The 19106-nt window shown below is 37.2% G+C and carries 22 protein-coding genes and 1 pseudogene; 2 read left to right on the top strand and 21 right to left on the bottom strand.

Annotated elements, in window-relative coordinates:
- Window positions 1-119 precede the first annotated feature (119 nt).
- A pseudogene (licT, locus tag V192_RS18895) lies at window positions 120-961 on the bottom strand (BglG family transcription antiterminator LicT).
- Window positions 962-1240: 279 nt separating this feature from the next.
- Here licT and V192_RS0100780 point away from each other — a divergent pair.
- The gene (locus V192_RS0100780) at window positions 1241-1534 is read left to right on the top strand and encodes a rhodanese-like domain-containing protein (RefSeq protein WP_025868507.1); all 294 of its coding nucleotides are present in this window, start codon (window positions 1241-1243) and stop codon (window positions 1532-1534) included.
- A 210-nt stretch (window positions 1535-1744) separates the two neighbouring features.
- Window positions 1745-2365 carry an FMN-dependent NADH-azoreductase gene (locus V192_RS0100775; protein ID WP_025868506.1) on the top strand — a complete coding sequence of 207 codons (621 nt, stop codon included), beginning with the start codon at window positions 1745-1747 and terminating at the stop codon, window positions 2363-2365.
- A gap of 79 nt (window positions 2366-2444) precedes the next feature.
- Here V192_RS0100775 and V192_RS0100770 read toward each other — a convergent pair whose 3' ends face one another.
- The 20 genes from V192_RS0100770 to V192_RS0100675 form a co-directional block, all read right to left on the bottom strand.
- Window positions 2445-3611 carry an AI-2E family transporter gene (locus tag V192_RS0100770; protein ID WP_025868505.1) on the bottom strand — a complete coding sequence of 389 codons (1167 nt, stop codon included), beginning with the start codon at window positions 3609-3611 and terminating at the stop codon, window positions 2445-2447.
- A 4-nt stretch (window positions 3612-3615) separates the two neighbouring features.
- Window positions 3616-3978 carry a PTS glucitol/sorbitol transporter subunit IIA gene (locus tag V192_RS0100765; protein WP_025868504.1) on the bottom strand — a complete coding sequence of 121 codons (363 nt, stop codon included), beginning with the start codon at window positions 3976-3978 and terminating at the stop codon, window positions 3616-3618.
- 153 nt (window positions 3979-4131) lie between these two features.
- Window positions 4132-4758 (bottom strand): 3D domain-containing protein, encoded by a 627-nt coding sequence (locus V192_RS0100760; protein WP_025868503.1) that lies wholly within the window; start codon window positions 4756-4758, stop codon window positions 4132-4134.
- 523 nt (window positions 4759-5281) lie between these two features.
- Window positions 5282-5458 carry a DNA-directed RNA polymerase subunit beta gene (locus V192_RS21065; protein WP_069639825.1) on the bottom strand — a complete coding sequence of 59 codons (177 nt, stop codon included), beginning with the start codon at window positions 5456-5458 and terminating at the stop codon, window positions 5282-5284.
- Window positions 5459-5472: 14 nt separating this feature from the next.
- Window positions 5473-6774, bottom strand: coding sequence for a UDP-N-acetylglucosamine 1-carboxyvinyltransferase (murA, locus tag V192_RS0100750; RefSeq protein ID WP_025868502.1), 1302 nt, complete (start codon window positions 6772-6774; stop codon window positions 5473-5475).
- Between the two features lie 106 nt (window positions 6775-6880).
- Window positions 6881-7117 carry a DUF1146 family protein gene (locus tag V192_RS0100745; RefSeq protein ID WP_025868501.1) on the bottom strand — a complete coding sequence of 79 codons (237 nt, stop codon included), beginning with the start codon at window positions 7115-7117 and terminating at the stop codon, window positions 6881-6883.
- Window positions 7118-7285: 168 nt separating this feature from the next.
- Window positions 7286-7705, bottom strand: coding sequence for a F0F1 ATP synthase subunit epsilon (locus tag V192_RS0100740; RefSeq protein WP_025868500.1), 420 nt, complete (start codon window positions 7703-7705; stop codon window positions 7286-7288).
- A gap of 17 nt (window positions 7706-7722) precedes the next feature.
- Window positions 7723-9129, bottom strand: a complete 1407-nt coding sequence (gene atpD, locus V192_RS0100735) for a F0F1 ATP synthase subunit beta (RefSeq protein WP_010763294.1) — start codon at window positions 9127-9129, stop codon at window positions 7723-7725.
- A 141-nt stretch (window positions 9130-9270) separates the two neighbouring features.
- Complete coding sequence (locus V192_RS0100730; protein ID WP_025868499.1) at window positions 9271-10191, bottom strand: F0F1 ATP synthase subunit gamma; 921 nt, start codon at window positions 10189-10191, stop codon at window positions 9271-9273.
- Between the two features lie 15 nt (window positions 10192-10206).
- On the bottom strand, window positions 10207-11763 hold the full coding sequence (gene atpA, locus V192_RS0100725) for a F0F1 ATP synthase subunit alpha (RefSeq protein WP_025868498.1): 1557 nt from the start codon (window positions 11761-11763) through the stop codon (window positions 10207-10209).
- Between the two features lie 28 nt (window positions 11764-11791).
- Complete coding sequence (gene atpH / locus V192_RS0100720; protein ID WP_025868497.1) at window positions 11792-12334, bottom strand: ATP synthase F1 subunit delta; 543 nt, start codon at window positions 12332-12334, stop codon at window positions 11792-11794.
- Window positions 12321-12848, bottom strand: a complete 528-nt coding sequence (atpF, locus tag V192_RS0100715; protein WP_025868496.1) for a F0F1 ATP synthase subunit B — start codon at window positions 12846-12848, stop codon at window positions 12321-12323. The genes atpH and atpF overlap by 14 nt, the downstream gene beginning before the upstream one ends.
- Window positions 12849-13092: 244 nt before the next feature.
- Window positions 13093-13305, bottom strand: a complete 213-nt coding sequence (gene atpE, locus V192_RS0100710; protein WP_010763289.1) for a F0F1 ATP synthase subunit C — start codon at window positions 13303-13305, stop codon at window positions 13093-13095.
- A 41-nt stretch (window positions 13306-13346) separates the two neighbouring features.
- On the bottom strand, window positions 13347-14063 hold the full coding sequence (atpB, locus tag V192_RS0100705) for a F0F1 ATP synthase subunit A (RefSeq protein ID WP_025868495.1): 717 nt from the start codon (window positions 14061-14063) through the stop codon (window positions 13347-13349).
- A gap of 339 nt (window positions 14064-14402) precedes the next feature.
- Window positions 14403-14867, bottom strand: a complete 465-nt coding sequence (smpB, locus tag V192_RS0100700) for an SsrA-binding protein SmpB (RefSeq protein WP_025868494.1) — start codon at window positions 14865-14867, stop codon at window positions 14403-14405.
- Between the two features lie 17 nt (window positions 14868-14884).
- Entirely contained in the window at window positions 14885-17239 is a 2355-nt protein-coding gene (rnr, locus tag V192_RS0100695; protein WP_025868493.1) for a ribonuclease R, read from the bottom strand.
- The gene (locus V192_RS0100690; protein WP_025868492.1) at window positions 17236-18012 is read right to left on the bottom strand and encodes an alpha/beta hydrolase; all 777 of its coding nucleotides are present in this window, start codon (window positions 18010-18012) and stop codon (window positions 17236-17238) included. Before V192_RS0100690 ends, rnr begins: the two co-directional genes overlap by 4 nt.
- A gap of 132 nt (window positions 18013-18144) precedes the next feature.
- On the bottom strand, window positions 18145-18381 hold the full coding sequence (gene secG, locus V192_RS0100685) for a preprotein translocase subunit SecG (protein WP_010765524.1): 237 nt from the start codon (window positions 18379-18381) through the stop codon (window positions 18145-18147).
- 153 nt (window positions 18382-18534) lie between these two features.
- Window positions 18535-18810, bottom strand: a complete 276-nt coding sequence (locus V192_RS0100680) for a GNAT family N-acetyltransferase (protein WP_025868491.1) — start codon at window positions 18808-18810, stop codon at window positions 18535-18537.
- Window positions 18811-18812: 2 nt separating this feature from the next.
- Window positions 18813-19085 carry a (4Fe-4S)-binding protein gene (locus tag V192_RS0100675; protein WP_025868490.1) on the bottom strand — a complete coding sequence of 91 codons (273 nt, stop codon included), beginning with the start codon at window positions 19083-19085 and terminating at the stop codon, window positions 18813-18815.
- Window positions 19086-19106 lie beyond the last annotated feature (21 nt).

Here is a 19106-nt window from a genome sequence, read left to right as displayed (position 1 = left end):
TTTACTATACTTAATAAAACATAAATATAGATCAATCGTTTGTTTTTTCAATCTAGGTTTTGCCTGCTAAACAGTAACAATCCGCTTCGATTGAAATTAAATTTTTAATAAAATAATTACTATGCCTTTTTCTCTCCAGTTACTCGCTGGATATGAATAGTCAAATAAATTTGCTCTGCTTTATCAATCGGTTTTTGATATTTTTTTACTAAATAATCATTGATTCTTTGTACTGATTGAAATGCTTTTGGATATTTGCTTTGAATCAACTCATAAAGAAAGTCATCTTCTTCATCATGTGCTTCATTTTGTAGATAACGCTGAGCAAAATACTGTAAGTGCGTCACGATTCTTTGATAATTCAACGAATCTTCATCAAATGGTTTACCGAAATACCGACTAATGATGGTTAAAATATCTCTTACCATTTCAGTAGCTGACATGGTCACTTCCATGTTGCCATTTGCCTGCTCACTATTTACGATATGAAAAGCAATAAAACCCGCTTCACTTTCTGAAAAATCAATATCCAGTTTTTCCTTGATCAATGCTACGCCTTTTTTAGCGATAGCAAATTCTTTAGGATAAAACTTCTTTGTTTCAAACATTAATGGATTTGGCATCTCGAGACCTTCTTTAGCTCTCATGATGGCGTAGTGTACGTGATCTGTCAACGTTAAGTAAATATTAGAGGAAAGCTCGATCCCTAATTCTTCTTCAGCCATATCCACGATTCTTTTAACGATCTCTACTTCTTCTAATGGAATATCCGCAAACAGCTGCTGGAATTGTCCTGAAGTAACAGAATCTTTCAAAACAAACTCTTTTTCAATAAATGTTGGATCGATTACATCACCGATTTTTTTTGAAATGCTAGTCCTCGGCCCATACAGACGATTTCTTCACCTGATTCATTTTTTGTCATGACGACATTGTTGTTTAAAATTTTTTCAATATACATAATGAACCTCACTTTTACAAATACAAATGAAAAAAACCTAGAATCCACCCAAACAAAATGCTATGGAAGATTCAGGTTTTGCCTGCCGAACAGTAACAATCCTTATTACACGCTTATCATAACATCTTTCTATTTCATTTGCAACCCTTTTCAAAGAGAAATTTGAATTGTAGCCTTTAGACAACTATTAAGAAATGTAAAAGACTAATTGCAAACCTTCTATAAAAGAGTTACAATCTATCCCGTAGTAAAAATATATATGTTTAAAGGATGAGGTACATGTTTGAATCAATCTCCACTCCTGATTTTGAAGCTTTGTATACTAATAATGACCTTAATGTCATCGATATTCGTGAAACTGAAAGTTTTTTGCAAGGACACTTAGCACATTCGATATCACTACCAGCAACTGTTTTACCAAACATGTTAAAACAGCTAAATAAAGAGAAAACCTATCATATCATTAGCTATGGTGGGCGCCGTTCTGAAATTATTGCCTCATTCATGGCTTCTAAAGGCTTCCATGCTGTGCACGTAATTGGTGGCATGCAGCACATTTCTATTGCTTCTTAATAAGAAAAAGAGGCTACTGGGCGCAAGGTAGGGATTAATTCTGCTTCCGCTGTTTATCTGGATTTCACGTGAGTGGATATGACTCAAAGAGTTATGTCTCACTCACTTTTTTTATAGAATTTAAGCAAAAACTTGATTTTCTTACTTTTTATTAGTAAAATAGTTTTTGTTTATAAATAATCATACTTAGGTATTCGAAGGAGACTTTACATGTCAAAATTACTTGTTATTAAAGCACACCCACTTACTAAAGAAGAATCTCGTTCTGTCCGTGCATTAGAAACCTTTTTAGAAAGTTACCAAACACAAAATCCAGCTGATGAGATCGATGTACTTGATGTTTACGCTGATTTTGTTCCAGAAATCGATGAAGAATTACTTTCTGGTTGGGGAGCTTTACGCACAGGCACTGAATTTACTGCCTTAAATGAAAGCCAACAAACAAAGGTTGCCCGTTTCAATGAATTAACAGATCAATTCCTAGGAGCTGACAAAGTTGTTATTGCCAATGCTTTATGGAATTTAAATGTTCCAACTCGTTTAAAAGCATGGGTTGATACAATCAACGTAGCAGGAAAAACATTTAAATATACTGAAGAAGGTCCTAAACCTTTGACTAGTGGTAAAAAAGCATTGCATATCCAATCAAATGGCGGCTTTTATGAAGGACAAGATTTCGCTTCTCAATATGTCAAAGGAATCTTGAATTTTATCGGTGTTGCTGAAGTCGATCAATTGTTTATCGAAGGCATCGATCACCACCCAGAAAAAGCGGAAGAATTATTGGACGCTGCAATGGATCAAGCAACAACATTAGGGAAAACATTTTAAGAATACAAAAAGCTGGAGCAGACCATCTTGTCTACTTCAGCTTTTTTATGTGAACAAAAGATTTATCCTCAGTTTTATTTTATTCTAATTTATTTATTTCCTCTTCTTCATGATACAAACTTGAGACATCTTTATACCATTCAAAGACATGCGTAATTATGACCTTAGCTGCCGCGTACACTGGTATACCCAAAATGACACCTACTACACCAAAAAGCTTTCCAGAGGTCAACAGCACCACTAATATTGTTACTGGATGGATATCTAGTTGACTACCTAAGACAAGTGGTGAAATCACACGGCCTTCGATCGTCTGCTCGATCACAAAAACAACTAGCACTTTAACTAATAAAATCGGACCGCCTACGATTCCTAAAAAGATAGCTGGAACCATTGCTAAGAAAGAACCTAGATAAGGAATCAGATTAAGAAACCCTGCCGTGATCCCTAAAGTGATCGCATAGTCTAGTCCAATAAATGAAAAACCTAAAATAAACATCACAGCAACTGCAAAAGCCACTGTCAACTGACCTCGAATATAAGAAGAAACTTGTGAATTGACTTCTCCTAATACTTTCAATGTTGGCTGACGCATTTTATTAGGTAAAAACTTCATCAAATAAGGAGCCAATTGTTTCCCATCCTTTAATAGGTAAAATAATATAAATGGCATCGTGATGATTGCTACAACAATCGTTGCCACCGCTCCAACGAAACTTCCCAGCCCTTGGACGGTAAATGTAGAAATATTACGAATAATATCTCCTAACGAGCTAGTTAACTTATCACCCATATCTTCCAATTGACTACGAAACTGTGCGAAGAATGGATCACTTAAAATTTCCTGCATCTTTTTATCGATCGTATCAATATATTGCGGGAAATGATTACCAAAACTAATTGTTTGTTCTTGGATTTTAGGAACGATCACAACCAATCCCCAAATCATCAAAGCAATCACAATAATAAATAATCCAATGATGCTCCAAAGACGAGGTATTTGTTTCTTTTCCAAGTAATCAACAACAGGATTCATTAAGTAATATAAAATCCCAGCCATAATCAATGGTAGACCTACCACACCGATAAATTGCCAAACAGGTTGAAATAAATAGGACACCTTTGTGAAAACGAGTAAAATCAATAAAATCAGTAATACAATCAACAAGGATGTCACGATTTGATTGTTTAAAAACCAGCGCCAAAACCATGAAAAACGTTTCTCTTTTTCTTTCTCTTGTCCCATTCACTCACACTCCACGTGATATATACTCAATAATCGTTCCGACATGGATCGTTGGAAGCAATCGAGGTGTTAGATACAACGCATTCACAATTGCATCCTCTTTAGGAATGTCATCAAAAACTAATGTTACATGAGCAATACTATTTAAGTTTTTATTAGCAAATGGTCCTACATAATCAATAGTATATTCTTGTTCATCGACCTTTAGTAGATCGCCTTCTTTCATTGCCAAAGGTTGTTCTTCTTGAAACTTTTGAATTACTGAGTATTCTTTTAACCCCTCTGTGGCACTCTCACCAAAAAGTATGATCATCGGTTCTTTTTCATCCAAGGCACGAGCACCAATTTCAGTAACTATAGCTTTCATATAACAATCGCTCCTTCTCCATTAATCAATCTTCATTATAACATACAACACTTTTTATTTTGAGCCTTCTCAACTCAAAATAAAAAAGATGAATAGGGATTTCTTCATCCTACTCACCAGTTTTTATTTTTCTTTCACTATAAGAAGACTCAACTAACTTAAAATCGTTACCTGAACTTGTCTTCTCCCCCAGTTAATACATTGAGATACATCAGAAAAATGCAGATCAATAATATTTCCTTTGATCGCACCACCTGTATCACTGGCAATCGCCTCTCCATAGCCTTCGACATATAATTTTGTACCTAAGGGAATTACAGTAGGATCAACAGCGATCGCCATTGGATCAACCTGAAGATTTTGTCCTGTAGCGGTCAAGTTTCCACCACCGATAAAGCCTTCATTACAAGAATAAGCTGTCGCTTCCATCATCAGTTTTTGTCCACTTGGATTTGTATTTTCACGTTTTTCTTTTTCTATTTGAGCTTGCTTTTGTTCAGCTTCTGCTTTTTGCTTTGCTGCTTTTTCCTTTTTTTCAGCCTCAATTTTAGCTTTTTCTTTATTAAGTATGTCGGTTTTTACTAGTTGAAAGGCTTTGCCTTCTGCTAAAGAATGGATCATTGAACTAGACAATGTCTTAGCTGCATGCTCCGACACGATTGTATCATTAGACAAACGTTCTATCTCATTACTTTTGTTTTCAGATGCATATACTGGAATAACTGATCCAGTGATGAAACAGCATATAATAAATAAAATTGGCAACCATTTTTTCTTCATTAAATAGGTTCCTCCCTAAAATTCGTACGAGAGCCATCATATCATGCGCAGAATCTTCGATGGTTACTATTTAATTAAGGCTAAGTTACAGTCTTAGAGAAAGCGTTCCCAAAATTGTCACATTGGAAATATTTTCATGAAAAAGTAGTTTTTTCTCTTTATTCCCCTTATCATAGCGGGCTTTTCGTTTTTTTTATTAGAAAACACCTAAGATTTTTAATAAGCAATTTTCTTTTTTTTAGAACCCTTGACATCGATAATAGCCTCAAAAAACACGATAAAACCTCAAGTATTACGACAATTTTACAAGAAATCGAAATTCGGTATAAGAACATTCCTTATTTAATAGTCAAAAAATGACTGGAACATCACTCAGCGAGCCACATTCCAGTCATATACAGTTCGGATAAAAAGTTACTAGTAAGAGATTCGGCGTTAAGCTCCTTGCACTTTACAAGAACAACTAACCAAATCGCTTAGTTACTAAAACTCTCCCATGTATTTCAACATCAGATTTTACATTCTACTTAAAAAAGTCTAGAATATGAGTCCAAATTTCTTCTTTGAACACATCTTTTGGATTACCCCCGCCGATTACTCCATAACCGATCATCGTTCCGGCAACAAATAAAATAATCACTAACGCAATCACTACTAAAACTTTCAACAAAGTCACTATAATATAGCGTGTCGAACTCATATCTATTTCCCCTTTTAATTAACAGTAGACAATTTCTTTTCTGCAGCTTTTTCGTCATCGTTTACTCGTTCCACTTTTGCTCCTAATTTTTGAAGCTTTTCATGGAATTTATAGTACCCACGATCTAAATATTCTAAATGTGATACACGTGTAATACCGTTAGCCCGTAAGCCTACTAAAATTAATGCTGCGGCAGCACGTAAATCAGTTGCCTCTACTGAAGCACCTTGTAATGATTGGCCACCATTTATAATAGCGATATTTCCATCGATTTTCACATCAGCATTCATGCGTTGCATTTCTTCTAGATGTTGGAAACGATTCTCAAATACAGTTTCAGTTACCACGCTTGATCCATCAGCTACCATTTGCATCGCAGTTATTTGCGCTTGCATATCTGTTGGGAAACCAGGATGCGGTAATGTTTTGATGTCTGTTGGTTTAATTACTTTAGGACCAACAACCCGTAAACCACCTTGTTCTTCACGAATCGTTGCGCCCATTTCAGTCAACTTAGAAATAAGTGGACGATTGTGTTCTGGGATCGCTTCTTCAATCAAAACGTTTCCTTCTGTCATTGCGGCAGCTACCATAAAGGTACCAGCTTCAATACGATCTTGAACAATTGAATGTTCAACAGCATGAAGTTTTTCAACGCCTTCGATACGCATCATTTCGGTACCTGCACCTACGATTTTAGCGCCCATTTTATTAAGGACATTCGCCAAATCAACGATTTCAGGTTCTCTAGCAACGTTCTCAATAACTGTTGTGCCTTTTGCTTTGACAGCGGCCATCATGATATTTTGAGTCGCACCTACACTTGGAAAATCTAAATAGATCGTATTGCCGATCAATTCATCCGCAATCGCTTCGATATATCCATTCTTTTGAATGATTTTAGCACCTAATGCTTGGAAACCTTTCAAATGTAAATCAATAGGACGTTTGCCGATTGCACATCCACCAGGCATAGCAACTTTTGCATGACCATTACGAGCCAATAAAGGACCCATAACAACGATAGAGGCTCTCATTTGGCTAACGTATTCATAATTTGCTTCGATGCCTAAAGGCTGCGTTGCATCTATTGTAACTTTGTTTTCGTCTTCATTAAAATCAACATCTACATTCAAGTGTTTGATTACTTGATTCATTGTAAACACATCGGAAAGAATCGGTACATTATTTAATGTTGTTATTCCTTCTTCTGCTAAAAGGGTCGCTGCTAAAATTGGTAATACTGCATTTTTAGCCCCTTCGATTTTCACAGTTCCTTTTAATTGGTTACCACCATGAACAATAATCTGTTCCATTTTGTTCCCCCCAAAAAAGTTAGAATTGGATGCTTTGATCCAAAATCTTTTCTATTATACCACTATTTATCAACAATTAGTACCTTTTCTTTTTATTCGTCATTCCTTATGGAAAAATCACAATAAATAAATTGCGACATAGTGCCAGAAACTCTAAGAAAAATGAGCTTACCGTATAGCCAATAACAATTGAAAATAGGACGATCAACAAACGTACTTGAGAGGTTTGATGTGCTTTAAAAAATTGTTCAATTCTGATAGATTGCATTGCCCAGAAACTAACATAGATAAACATCATATGACAGATGATCCGAATCACAGCATCAATACCAAAATATTGCATAGAACTTCTCCTTACTTTTTACTAAGTAATATAAAAACAGTTTATCACAAATAAGTAGAAACAAAAAATAAAGATTCTTAAATTTTCTAAAAGAGATTATGTATATATTATTTTTTTCAAAAAAAGTGAACTGAGGCAGCTGTTCAGCCTCAGTCACTTCAACTTGTTTTACGTATGTTTTGATACATTGATCCGATTGATTGCTCGATGAAGTGCAACTGTTGCACGGCGTAATTCATCCGTATTTGCATTTTCTTTTGCTTTTTCAATCATTCGTTCAGCTCGTTGTTTTGCACGTTCTGCACGGCTTACATCAATATCCCGTTCACGTTCTGCACTATCGGCAATGATTGAAACAACGTTATCACGGACCTCCATGATACCGCCATTCACTGCGATCCAATCCACGTGTGTATCAGAGTCCGTTCTTTTTACGCGAACTTCATCGATTGCTAAAGGAACGATGATTGGTGCATGCTTAGGTAAGATACCAATTTCGCCATCTGTTGTTTTTGCAACAACGATCGTTGCACGATGATCATAAACCAATCCATTAGGAGTCACCACATTGACAGTTAAACAATCCATTCTGTGTCTCCTCCTTCTTAGTAGTTCAACGTCTTCGCTTTTTCAATAACGTCTTCAATTCTACCGACACTGCGGAAAGCTTCTTCCGGCAAGTCATCGTATTTTCCATCAAGGATCTCTCTAAATCCTTTAACTGTATCAGCAACTGGTACATAAGAACCTGGTTGTCCTGTAAATTGTTCTGCTACATTAAAGTTTTGTGATAAGAAAAACTGAATACGACGGGCACGACCAACCAAGATTTTTTCTTGATCAGATAACTCATCCATCCCTAAAATTGCAATGATATCTTGTAACTCACGGTAACGTTGCAAGACATGTTGTACTTCTGTTGCTACAGCATAATGCTCGTCACCTACGACTTCTGGTGCTAGGGCACTTGAAGATGAAGCTAATGGGTCAACTGCTGGATAGATCCCCATTTCAGTTAAACGACGCTCCAAGTTCGTTGTTGCATCTAAATGAGCGAATGCTGTTGCAGGCGCCGGGTCAGTATAGTCATCGGCTGGTACATAGATTGCTTGAATCGATGTGATCGAGCCCTTTTTAGTTGATGTGATACGTTCTTGTAATTGACCCATTTCAGTGGCAAGGGTTGGTTGATAACCAACAGCTGAAGGCATCCGACCTAGTAAGGCTGAAACCTCAGAACCTGCTTGAGTGAAACGGAAAATATTATCGATGAACAATAACACATCTTGACCTTCAACATCACGGAAATATTCCGCAATCGTTAAACCTGTCAACGCTACACGCATACGTGCACCAGGAGGTTCATTCATTTGACCGAAAACCATGGCTGTTTTTTCAATAACACCAGAGTCTTTCATTTCAAAATAAAGGTCGTTCCCTTCACGAGTTCGTTCACCAACACCGGTAAACACAGAAATACCGCCATGTTCTTGAGCAATATTGTGAATCAGTTCTTGAATCAAAACGGTTTTACCAACACCGGCACCACCGAACAAACCAACTTTACCACCTTTCAAATAAGGGGCTAATAAGTCGATTACTTTGATCCCTGTTTCTAAAATTTCATTACTTGTACTTAAATCGGCAAAATCAGGGGCTTTTTTATGAATACCACTACGTATTGCATCTTCTGGGAATGGTTCTTCCAAATCGATCGTATCGCCTAAAACGTTAAATACGCGACCTAATGTTTCTTTTCCAACAGGAACAGAAATTGGTTTTCCAGTATCAATAACTTCCATTCCGCGTTGAAGTCCATCAGTGGACTCCATTGCAATCGAACGGATGACACCGTCACCTAATTCTAACGCTACTTCTAAAACAACTTTTTGTTTTTCTTCGCCGTTTTTATAAACGACTAGTGCATTGTTTATATCTGGTAAGGATTGATCTAGTGAAAATTCCACGTCAACAACGGGACCGATTACTTCAACAATCTTTCCTGAACTCATGTGTCTTTCCTCCGTTTCGTTTGAAGAGGTCTAAAAGGATCGAATATTCGACAATTTTAGACCCTAACGAGGTCGTGATAAAACCTGTCTTCTCTATTACTTAGTAAGAATGTTGAATCAAACTGACTCAAATTCTGATTGTTATTCTAATGCCGCTGCACCAGCTACGATTTCCGTGATTTCTTGTGTGATGGCGCCTTGACGAGCACGATTGTATGAAATCGTCAAATCACTAATAATATTTTGAGCATTATCAGTGGCTGTCTTCATCGCAGTCATTCCAGCAGCGTGTTCCGCTGTTTTAGCATCTATAATTGCTCCATAGATCAAGCTTTCTGCATACTGAGGCAACAAGTTATCTAAGATTGCTTCCTCGGAAGGTTCTAAGATATATTCTTGTTCATAAGTCGTCGCTTCATCCGGATCTAAATCAGAAATAGGCAACATTTTTTCCACTCGAAACTGGCTTGTCAATGAATTGATATGATGATTGTAACAAACATACAATTCATCAAACACTTCATTTTCATACATCGTCGTTGCAGCAGAAACAATTTTTCTGACTTCATCAAAACTTGGCTGATCACTCAAGCCTCGCAGTTCATATGCAACATTTATCCCGCGAGCTTTAAAGAAATCTGCTCCAGTTCCGCCAATTGCAATCAGGACAAATTCTTCTTGAGAATCATGATCATCTGACATCATTTTCATTGTTTGTTTCAAGATCGAACTATTATAACCGCCAACTAAACCTTTATCGGACGTGATAACGATATACCCTGTTTTTTTCACTGGTCGTGATGTCAACATGACGTGATAGTTGCCTGTTTCTGACGCGTCTTCACTATCATAAGAATCTAATTCCTCTAGATCACTTAACTGAGCTGCAACAAGATGAGTCACGATAGAACGGATTTTTGACGCGTATTCTTGAAAACCTCTAGAAGCCGCTTCTGACTTTGTCAGTTTAGCACCTGAAACCATTTGCATGGCATTAGTGATTTGGCTAGTTTTTTTAGTTGATGCAATGCGTTGTTTGATTTCATTTAATGAAGCACCCAATTCTTGTCACCTCTCTTACGCATTTTGAATTGATTCAAGTGTCTCTTTAGCTGTAGACCCGTCTGAATTAGCAACATCAAAAATCTCTTTGAATTCGCTGATTGCTGCATCTAGATCTTCTGATTTTGGCAAATCTTTTGTTGTTCGGATCGTTTCAAATAATTCAGGATGTTTACCATCTAAAAAGTCAAATAGTTCTGATTCGAAATCTAGGATTTTTGCAACACTGATACTATCTAAAAATCCATGTGTCAATGCATATAAAATCACAACTTGTTTTTCAACAGCTAACGGCGCATGCAATTTTTGTTTTAAAATTTCAACAGTACGACGACCACGGTTTAGTTTTGCTTGTGTTGCCGCATCTAAATCAGACCCAAACTGAGTGAAGGCTTCTAGTTCACGATAACTTGCTAAATCTAAACGAAGTGTACCAGCAACTTTTTTCATTGCCTTGATTTGTGCTGAACCACCAACACGTGATACGGAAAGACCGGCATCAACGGCTGGACGAGTACCCGCATAGAACAAATCACTTTCTAGGAAAATTTGTCCGTCAGTGATTGAAATAACGTTTGTTGGAATATAGGCAGAAATATCTCCGGCTTGCGTTTCAACAAATGGTAAAGCAGTCATTGAACCGCCACCTAATTCGTCACTTAATTTTGCTGCACGTTCTAATAAACGTGAATGTAGATAGAATACATCACCTGGATAAGCTTCACGACCTGGAGGACGGCGTAATAGTAATGAAAGTTCACGGTACGCAACAGCTTGTTTTGATAAGTCATCAAAGATGATCAATACGTGTTTGCCGTTGTACATGAATTCTTCACCCATCGCAGCTCCTGCATAAGGCGCAATATAAAGTAATGGCGCTGGTTGAGATGCTCCAGCATTTACGATTATCGTATAGTCAAGGGCGCCATATGCTCTCAAGGTTTCAACTTGGTTACGAACCGTTGATTCTTTTTGACCAATAGCGACATAGATACAAATCACATCTTGACCTTTTTGATTGATGATCGTATCGATAGCAATCGATGTTTTACCAGTTTTACGGTCACCAATCACTAATTCACGTTGTCCGCGACCAATTGGTACAAGGGCATCGATTGCTTTAAGACCAGTCTGCATTGGTTGATCCACTGATTTTCTTTGCATAACGCCTGGTGCTGCTGCTTCTACTGGACGCGTTTTATCTGTTTTGATTTCGCCTAAGCCATCGATTGGTTGTCCTAATGGATTGACAACACGGCCGATCATTGCCTCACCGACAGGAACTTCCATGATTTTACCAGTACGTTTTACTTTATCGCCTTCTCGAATGGTTTCAAAATCACCTAAAATGATAATACCGACATCATTGGTTTCTAAATTTTGAGCCATTCCGTATGAGCCGTTAGAAAACTCAAGTAGTTCCCCACTCATCGCATTTTCTAATCCATGGGCACGAGCGATTCCATCCCCAACATATGTGACAGTCCCAATTTCTTCGACTGCTAATTCTTGTTGATAATTTTTGATTTGTTCCTTAATCAAGGCACTGATTTCTTCTGCTTTGATAGCCATTCAATTCACCTCTTTATTGTGCTGAACGTTATTTTAATAACAATTCTTGGATTCGTTCTAATTGCTTATGGATACTACCGTCGATTACTTTATAATTTGCTTCTATAACTACGCCTCCAACAATAGCTGGATCGATCAAATTAATTAAATTAGCTTGTTCATAGCCTAAAAGTTTCGCTGCTTTTTCTTCCATCAATTGGTGTTGCTCTTTGGTCAATGGAACGGCAGTCAAAGCTGTTCCTAACAGTAAGCTTTTATGTTCGTCGTAACGTCTTTCGTACTCATCGATCATCAATAATAAATCATTCATACGTGAATAGTTATAAACAACATAGAGAAAATTCTCAATGGTTCCTTCAAATCCGCTCACTAACTGCTTCATGATTTCGTCTTTTTCGTAAGGCTCCAGACGAACGTCACTTAGTATGTCACCTAAATCTGGTACTTCATGAAAAATCTCTCTGAGTTTCAATAAGTCTTGATAAATGTTATCGGCCTCTTGCTTTTCAATCGCCAACTCAAACAAAGCTTTGCCGTAGCGTTTACCTACTGTATACTTATCTAACTTCATTTGACTTACCTAAACCTTCAATATAAGAATTGATCAATGAATCATGCGCATCTGGTGTCAATTCTTTGTTTAAGATTTTTTCTGCAATTTGTAAAGACAAACTCGCGACTTCATCTTTAACAGATGCCAATGCTTCTTCATGCTCTTGAGAAATATCAAGACGTGCTTTTTCTCGTAAACGTGAAACTTCATCATTAGTTTCTGATAAGATTTTTTGACGGTTTTGGTCTCCATTCTCTTTCGCATGTTTGATGATTTCTGCTGCTTCAGATTTAGAAGAAAGTAATTTTTGCTGACGTTCTTCTTGTAACTTGGCAGCTGCGATTCGAGATTGTTCTGCAGAATCTAAATCGTTGGCAATTTTATCTTCACGTTTTTTTAACATATCAGTGATTGCTTCCCAAGCGAATTTCTTGATTAGAAGCATCAAAATTAGAAAAGCGCCACTTACGACAATCATTGTACCTATTGTTGTACTTGGTCCTGCTTCACCGATTACTAAATAATCTAGCATGAAGTTTCAACTTCCTTTCTCTGCAATACTCTTTGGTGATGTTGTTGAATTACGTTCTTTGTATGGTTTGGTTCACTTTGTTTTTGGAGAAGCTTGATGGTTCTTTTAATAGGTTACTTCTCTCTCTTCGTTCGCCAAGTACTGCTCATCATCAGCTCTGCCGGAGGCAGTCGCAGTGTTTCGCAGCAAAGAAAGCAGCAACGCGTGGCGTTTTAAAAACTCAGCGTCCTGCCTTCTAAAGAGATTATTTAAGCACTAATAACAATGCAATAACTACACCTAGAATAGGAACCGCTTCGATCAAGGCAACCCCGATAAACATTGTTGTTCTTAGTTGTCCAGCCATTTCTGGTTGGCGTGTCATTGATTCGATTGTTTTTGAGATAACTTTTCCGTTACCATAAGCTGCTCCGATTGCTGCTCCGAAAACTGCGATTGCTGCTGCGATATAATTCATTATTGTTTTCCTCCTAAGAAATAGTTGTTTTTATTTATTATTTATTCTTCGACTTCAATTTTATGAGCCATGTAAACCATTGATAATGTTACGAATATAAATGCTTGAATTGCGCCGATAAATAATGAAAAGGCTAACCAAATCATCTCTAACGGTATTGCGAGCGGAATCGTCCAAAGTCCTACGCTTGATACAAGTCCTGCAATCAGTCCAAGTAATACTTCACCGGCAAAAATATTTCCGTATAAACGTAGCGCCAACGTAAGCAAGTTCGTAAATTCTTCCATCAACTTGATCGGCATTAGGAAAGATACTGGACTTAAAAAACTATTTTTGAAATATCCTTTTAAGCCAAAACGACTAACACTGAAGAAATGTGTTAAAGCAATCATGATCAAGGCTAAGGTCAAGGTAACCATTGGATCAGCTGTTGGGCTCTTCCAGTAGGTGTAATCCCCGATTGCCACTTTGGTTACTAACCCAATAATGTTAGCAACTAAAACGAACATGAACATCGTAAATGCTAGTAGGTGAAAATTTGTTACTTCTTTACTCGGCATATTGTCGGTAATGATACTTCGAACAAAATCAATGAGATACTCAATGACATTTTGTTTGCCTTTAGGTTTCATTTGAATATTCCTTGTGCAGTAATATACTATCCCAAAGACAATGACACATGTTAACAGAACCATTAAACAAATCGTTCCGTCAAACCAAATTGGCCCAATCTTGAAGAGCAGTGTCTTCTCTTCCAAATTTTTTCACCTCTTTTCCAACAAACTTGCGAGAAGCTTAAAAAGGCTTCTATTTCTTAACCACACGTATCATACCACCAACGATGAATAATTTCAAAAGAATTTCATGAAAATTGGACACTTCTTTTAATATGACAAAATAGTAAAAGAATAAAGTCTCACTAGTATTTGGCGGTACGATGGTCGGTTACTGAAAAAACGATGAAAACTCATCAGTTTCCTTACACTCTACCAAATTTTCACATAAGATAAAGCAAAGAAAACAAATATGCGAAAAAGAATAAAATAACCCTGTAATCGATTTTTTTTCATACAAAAAATCCATAATTTTTTGATAAACTACCTTAAATTATTTTTTAAAGTCCGGTCAATTTCACGATTTATTTCTTTACGTTTCAAATCTTCCCGTTTATCGTATTGTTTTTTCCCTTTCGCAAGACCTATCAATACCTTCGCATACCCATTACGGATATAAACTTTTAGTGGGATGATCGTGATTCCTGTATTTTTGGTCTCAGTAATCAGTTTTGCAATTTGCTTTTTGTGTAATAATAATTTTCTTGTCCGTAAAGGATCATGGTTAAAAATATTGCCCTGCTCATACGGACTGATGTGGACATTGAGTAGGTAGGCTTCGCCATTTCTGATTCTGGCAAACCCATCTTTCAAATTGATGCGTCCATTACGAATCGATTTTATTTCCGTTCCTTGTAAAACAATTCCAGCTTCCATTGTATCAACAACAGTATAGTCATGCCGTGCTTTACGATTTTGGGCAATCAGCTTGCCTTCCCCTTTTGGCATACCCATTCCTCCGTTTTCTATTTTTTCTTCTGTTTTTTCGCTTTTTTCTTTTTAGCTACTTCTTTATAAAATGGTTTTTTCCCTTTTTTCTTGTTTTTCTTTTGTGGGAAAGGTTTCTTGTCCGTGTGATTACGATCTGAAGTACGTTTTTGGCGCCCGCGACCGTCTTGGCGTTTCTTTTGTTTTGGTGCTTCAATTTTCTCAACTTCTTCTGCTTCAAGAAATTCAAAATCGATTTCTCTAGTTTCAGGATCTGCTTTATCTACTTTGACCTTGACTTTTTGACCGATTTTTAAGGTCATTCCTGTGCGTTCGCCGACAAGAGCCATATGGTTTTCAATAAAATGGAAATAATCTTGTTTTAAGTTGTTAACATGGATCAAACCTTCGATCGTATTTGGTAACTCTACAAACAGACCAAAGCGTGTGACCGAGCTAATAATACCATCGTATTCTTCCCCAATTTTATCTGCCATAAATTCAGCTTTCTTCATTGAATCAACTTCACGCTCTGTCTCAACTGCCCGACGTTCCATTCTTGAACTGTGATCTGCAATATCTGGTAAATCTTGTTCCCATTTTTCTTTTAACTTTTCAGAAACTTTTCCTTCATAACTGCGAATCAATCGATGAACGATCAAATCTGGGTAACGACGGATCGGTGAAGTAAAATGAGTATAATATTCGGCAGCTAAGCCATAGTGACCATAGTTATCCTCTGAGTAACGAGCTTGCTGCATACTACGCAATAACATTGTATTGATGACAGCTTCTTCCGGTTTATCAGCAACTTGTTCCAAGACTTTTTGTAAGTCTTTAGGCGTGATATCTGACTTTGTTCCTTTGACTAAAATGCCTAATACAGCTGCAAAATCAAAGAAGCGCTGCATTTTTTCTTCTTTGGGTTGTTCATGGATCCGATAAATAAATGGTAATTTCAACTCATTGAAATGCTTAGCAACTGTTTCATTAGCTGCCAACATAAATGATTCAATCAACCGTTCGCCCACACCACGTGTGCGTAGCAAGATATCATGCGGATGACCATTTGCGTCAACTAACACTTTAGCTTCACGGTCTTCAAATGAAATCGCACCACGGTTTTCACGCATTGCTTCAAGAATATGGTGAAGTTCTCCCATTTCTTTAAACATCGTCAATAATTTTTTGTAACGCTTCATCGTTTCTGGTTTTTGTTCTTCTAAAATTTCATTGACAGCAGTATAGGTCATTCGTTCAGTTGTTTGGATCACACTTTGGAAAATATCATGCTTCACGACGTGACCTTCAGGAGTTATCTCCATTTCACAGCTCATCGTAAGTCTCGGTACGTTAGGGTTCAATGAACAAATCCCGTTAGATAATCGCTGTGGAATCATTGGTACAACACGATCTGTCAAGTAAACACTAGTACCACGTTCATATGCTTCTTGATCTAATTCACTACCTTCAGTTACATAATAAGAAACATCTGCGATATGCACACCTAAAAAGTAGTTGCCATTTTCTAACTTCTGGACGGTCACCGCATCATCCAAATCCTTTGCATCTTCTCCATCAATCGTTACGATCAATTGATCTCGCAAGTCTCTACGACCTTTGATATCCGCCTCTGAGATCGCATCAGGCACCTGATCAGCTTCAGCAATCACTTCATCTGGGAAACTTGTTGGAATACCATGAGCGACGACGATTGATAAAATATCCATGCCTGGATCATTTTTATGACCGACGACTTTTTTGACGATTCCTTCTAAGCTTTTTGGGTATTCTTTTTCAGGGTAATGGGTTACCTCTACGATCACGATACTACCGTCAACTGGTTTGATTCCTTGGGCGGCAATATTAAAAGTTAACCCTGTCATTTTTTTATCTTTGGGAACCGCGTATCCATATAGATCCGTTTCGCTAACTTCTTTTTCATCATAAGCGATAAATTCGCCCACGACTTGGGTGATTGCACGGGTTTTGATTGCAACGACTTTGCCTTCAGCACCACGATCTGAAAATGCATCTGCTGGCTGAACAATATCTATGACAACAATATCGCCATCCATCGCAAAGTTCACCGCTTCTTTTGGAATATAGACATCTGCTTCTTCTGGATCGATCGTCACAAAACCAAAGCCTCGTTCGTTTGCACGAAAGGTTCCTTCAATGTCACCACTTTTTTGTGGGAAACGAATTTTCCCTTTTTTAGTGAATTCTATTGATTTTTCTCGTTCCATCGTGGCAACGGTCTGTACTAGTAATTTAAAATCTGAGCTTTTTTGCAGTTGTAATCCTTCTGCAATTTCTTCCATAGAAAAACTTTTTTTCGTATGAGTTTCCATGAAAAATAGGATTTTCTCCTTGATTGTTTGTTTTGTCATTCTTTCTCCTCATTCCAAGACAATGTATTCAAAAATGCTAATACGTCTTGTTCTAATTGTTTATGATCTGGTCCAATCGTCAGAACATGTCCGCTATTTGGATACCAGTTTAATGTAAATCGTGTTTGGGTCAATGCTTGAGCTATTTGAAAAACACCCATAGGATCGATCATTTCATCATTTCCAGCTTGTGCCATAAAAACAGGAACTTGGATTTGGTCAAGTCTCGCTGCTATCTTCTCAGAAAAAGATTCAATATCTTGTAATTGATCATAAGATGCTTTTTTGATTGTAATCATACGTTTTGATCGTTCTTCGCTTGGCACACCTGCTGTTTTTAATACTTTATCTGCGTACAAGGCAAAGTTTTCCGGCACCTTGTTTTTTACTGGGAAAATGGGGGAGCAGAAAAATCCGCCGCCGACGATTCCTTCTAATTCGCTTGCTAAAGTTCCCATCGTAAAAATACCACCCATCGATAGACCAAAAACGGCTATTTCATGGTGCCCTTTTTCCTTTAAAAACTGAACGGCATCAATCGTATCTTGCCACCAATCATTGGTTGACCTAGCCAAAATATCTTCTGGTGCAACAGTCGCATGTCCTGAAAAATTAGGTGAGTACACCGTATAATTTTCCTTTTCTAAATAACGACTCAACATACGGACATCGTTACTACTTCCTGAATAAGCGTGCAAAAGCAACACTGCACGAGAACCATTTTGTGTAAATAATGGTTTAGGTAGACTTATTTTTTTCACTATTCCATTCACCTCATACCCATTTTAGCACATTATCTATTGAAAGCCTTATGAAAAGAAAGATGTTTCAAGATCTTTTCACAGATAAGATTTGTTTTTTTAAAAGAAAAAAAGCCCCTCTTTAAACGAGGGACTTCAAAGGTCTTACTTTGATGATAATAATACTAAAATAAATAATAGTAACATCCAAACAGCACCAATAATTGCTGTCGCACGTTGCATAACAGCTTCAAATCCGCGTGCCTTTTGTTTACCGAAAAGTTTATCTGCGCCACCTGTAAATGCACTTGCTGCACTGTTTTGTTTACTAGGCTGCATCATAACGGCAATAACCATCACTACTGAAAGGATGATCACAAGTGTTAAAATAAAATTATACATAGTTTAATTCTCCCTTATTCACAAAATACATCTACTATACTTTAGCATATTTTTCGTACAAATACTAGTTGTATTTACATAACTGGATTATTTTAGTTTATATTGCAAGAAAAAATGACCTGTGTTTAAACAATCAAACACAAGTCATTGCTATTAAGCTCTTAAAACATCACTATATTCAGGTTTCGTATCGAATTCTTTTTTGGCAAAGGGACACAGCGGAATTATTTTTTTCCCTTCACGACGCGCCTTTTCTACACCATTATAAACCAATTTTTCTGCTAACTTTTGTCCTCTATATGCGGGATCAACAAAAGTATGGTCGATGATCATCATCTGATCTCCTGCATTAGACCATGTCATTTCCCCAATCTCTTGATCATCATCATTGAATAACACAAAACGATTTTTTTCTTCTTTGATTTCCATCCTTATTTGCCATCCTTTCGAATGTATTTTAAAGCGCCGCTAGGGCACGTATTGATCACACGAATATCCTCTTCAACACTACCGTTATCAGCAATGATCCACGGCCGACGTCCTACTTCGAAAACGTCTGGATTACCACGAACACAATTGCCGATATGTACACATACATCTTTGTTATAATAAATATCCAGATCCTCACCTAAATATTTACGATATCCCTGTTCTGTTAGCGTCTCCTCTGTTACACTTTGGTTATTTATTTTGCTTCCATCCATATTTTACCTCCTCAAATAATA

This window comes from Enterococcus crotali (assembly GCF_000633635.1).
GTDB lineage: Bacteria > Bacillota > Bacilli > Lactobacillales > Enterococcaceae > Enterococcus_L > Enterococcus_L crotali.
This window is presented reverse-complemented; position numbering and strand designations above follow the sequence as displayed.

Coding starts and splice junctions, on each gene's coding strand:
- V192_RS0100780 (WP_025868507.1), top strand. CDS start 1,241: ATGTTTGAATCAATCTCCACTCCTGATTTTGAAGCTTTGTATACTAAT.
- V192_RS0100775 (WP_025868506.1), top strand. CDS start 1,745: ATGTCAAAATTACTTGTTATTAAAGCACACCCACTTACTAAAGAAGAA.
- V192_RS0100770 (WP_025868505.1), bottom strand. CDS start 3,611: ATGGGACAAGAGAAAGAAAAAGAGAAACGTTTTTCATGGTTTTGGCGC.
- V192_RS0100765 (WP_025868504.1), bottom strand. CDS start 3,978: ATGAAAGCTATAGTTACTGAAATTGGTGCTCGTGCCTTGGATGAAAAA.
- V192_RS0100760 (WP_025868503.1), bottom strand. CDS start 4,758: ATGAAGAAAAAATGGTTGCCAATTTTATTTATTATATGCTGTTTCATC.
- V192_RS21065 (WP_069639825.1), bottom strand. CDS start 5,458: ATGAGTTCGACACGCTATATTATAGTGACTTTGTTGAAAGTTTTAGTA.
- murA (WP_025868502.1), bottom strand. CDS start 6,774: ATGGAACAGATTATTGTTCATGGTGGTAACCAATTAAAAGGAACTGTG.
- V192_RS0100745 (WP_025868501.1), bottom strand. CDS start 7,117: ATGCAATATTTTGGTATTGATGCTGTGATTCGGATCATCTGTCATATG.
- V192_RS0100740 (WP_025868500.1), bottom strand. CDS start 7,705: ATGGATTGTTTAACTGTCAATGTGGTGACTCCTAATGGATTGGTTTAT.
- atpD (WP_010763294.1), bottom strand. CDS start 9,129: ATGAGTTCAGGAAAGATTGTTGAAGTAATCGGTCCCGTTGTTGACGTG.
- atpA (WP_025868498.1), bottom strand. CDS start 11,763: ATGGCTATCAAAGCAGAAGAAATCAGTGCCTTGATTAAGGAACAAATC.
- atpH (WP_025868497.1), bottom strand. CDS start 12,334: ATGAAGTTAGATAAGTATACAGTAGGTAAACGCTACGGCAAAGCTTTG.
- atpF (WP_025868496.1), bottom strand. CDS start 12,848: ATGCTAGATTATTTAGTAATCGGTGAAGCAGGACCAAGTACAACAATA.
- atpE (WP_010763289.1), bottom strand. CDS start 13,305: ATGAATTATATCGCAGCAGCAATCGCAGTTTTCGGAGCAGCAATCGGA.
- smpB (WP_025868494.1), bottom strand. CDS start 14,867: ATGCCAAAAGGGGAAGGCAAGCTGATTGCCCAAAATCGTAAAGCACGG.
- rnr (WP_025868493.1), bottom strand. CDS start 17,239: ATGACAAAACAAACAATCAAGGAGAAAATCCTATTTTTCATGGAAACT.
- secG (WP_010765524.1), bottom strand. CDS start 18,381: ATGTATAATTTTATTTTAACACTTGTGATCATCCTTTCAGTAGTGATG.
- V192_RS0100680 (WP_025868491.1), bottom strand. CDS start 18,810: ATGGAAATCAAAGAAGAAAAAAATCGTTTTGTGTTATTCAATGATGAT.
- V192_RS0100675 (WP_025868490.1), bottom strand. CDS start 19,085: ATGGATGGAAGCAAAATAAATAACCAAAGTGTAACAGAGGAGACGCTA.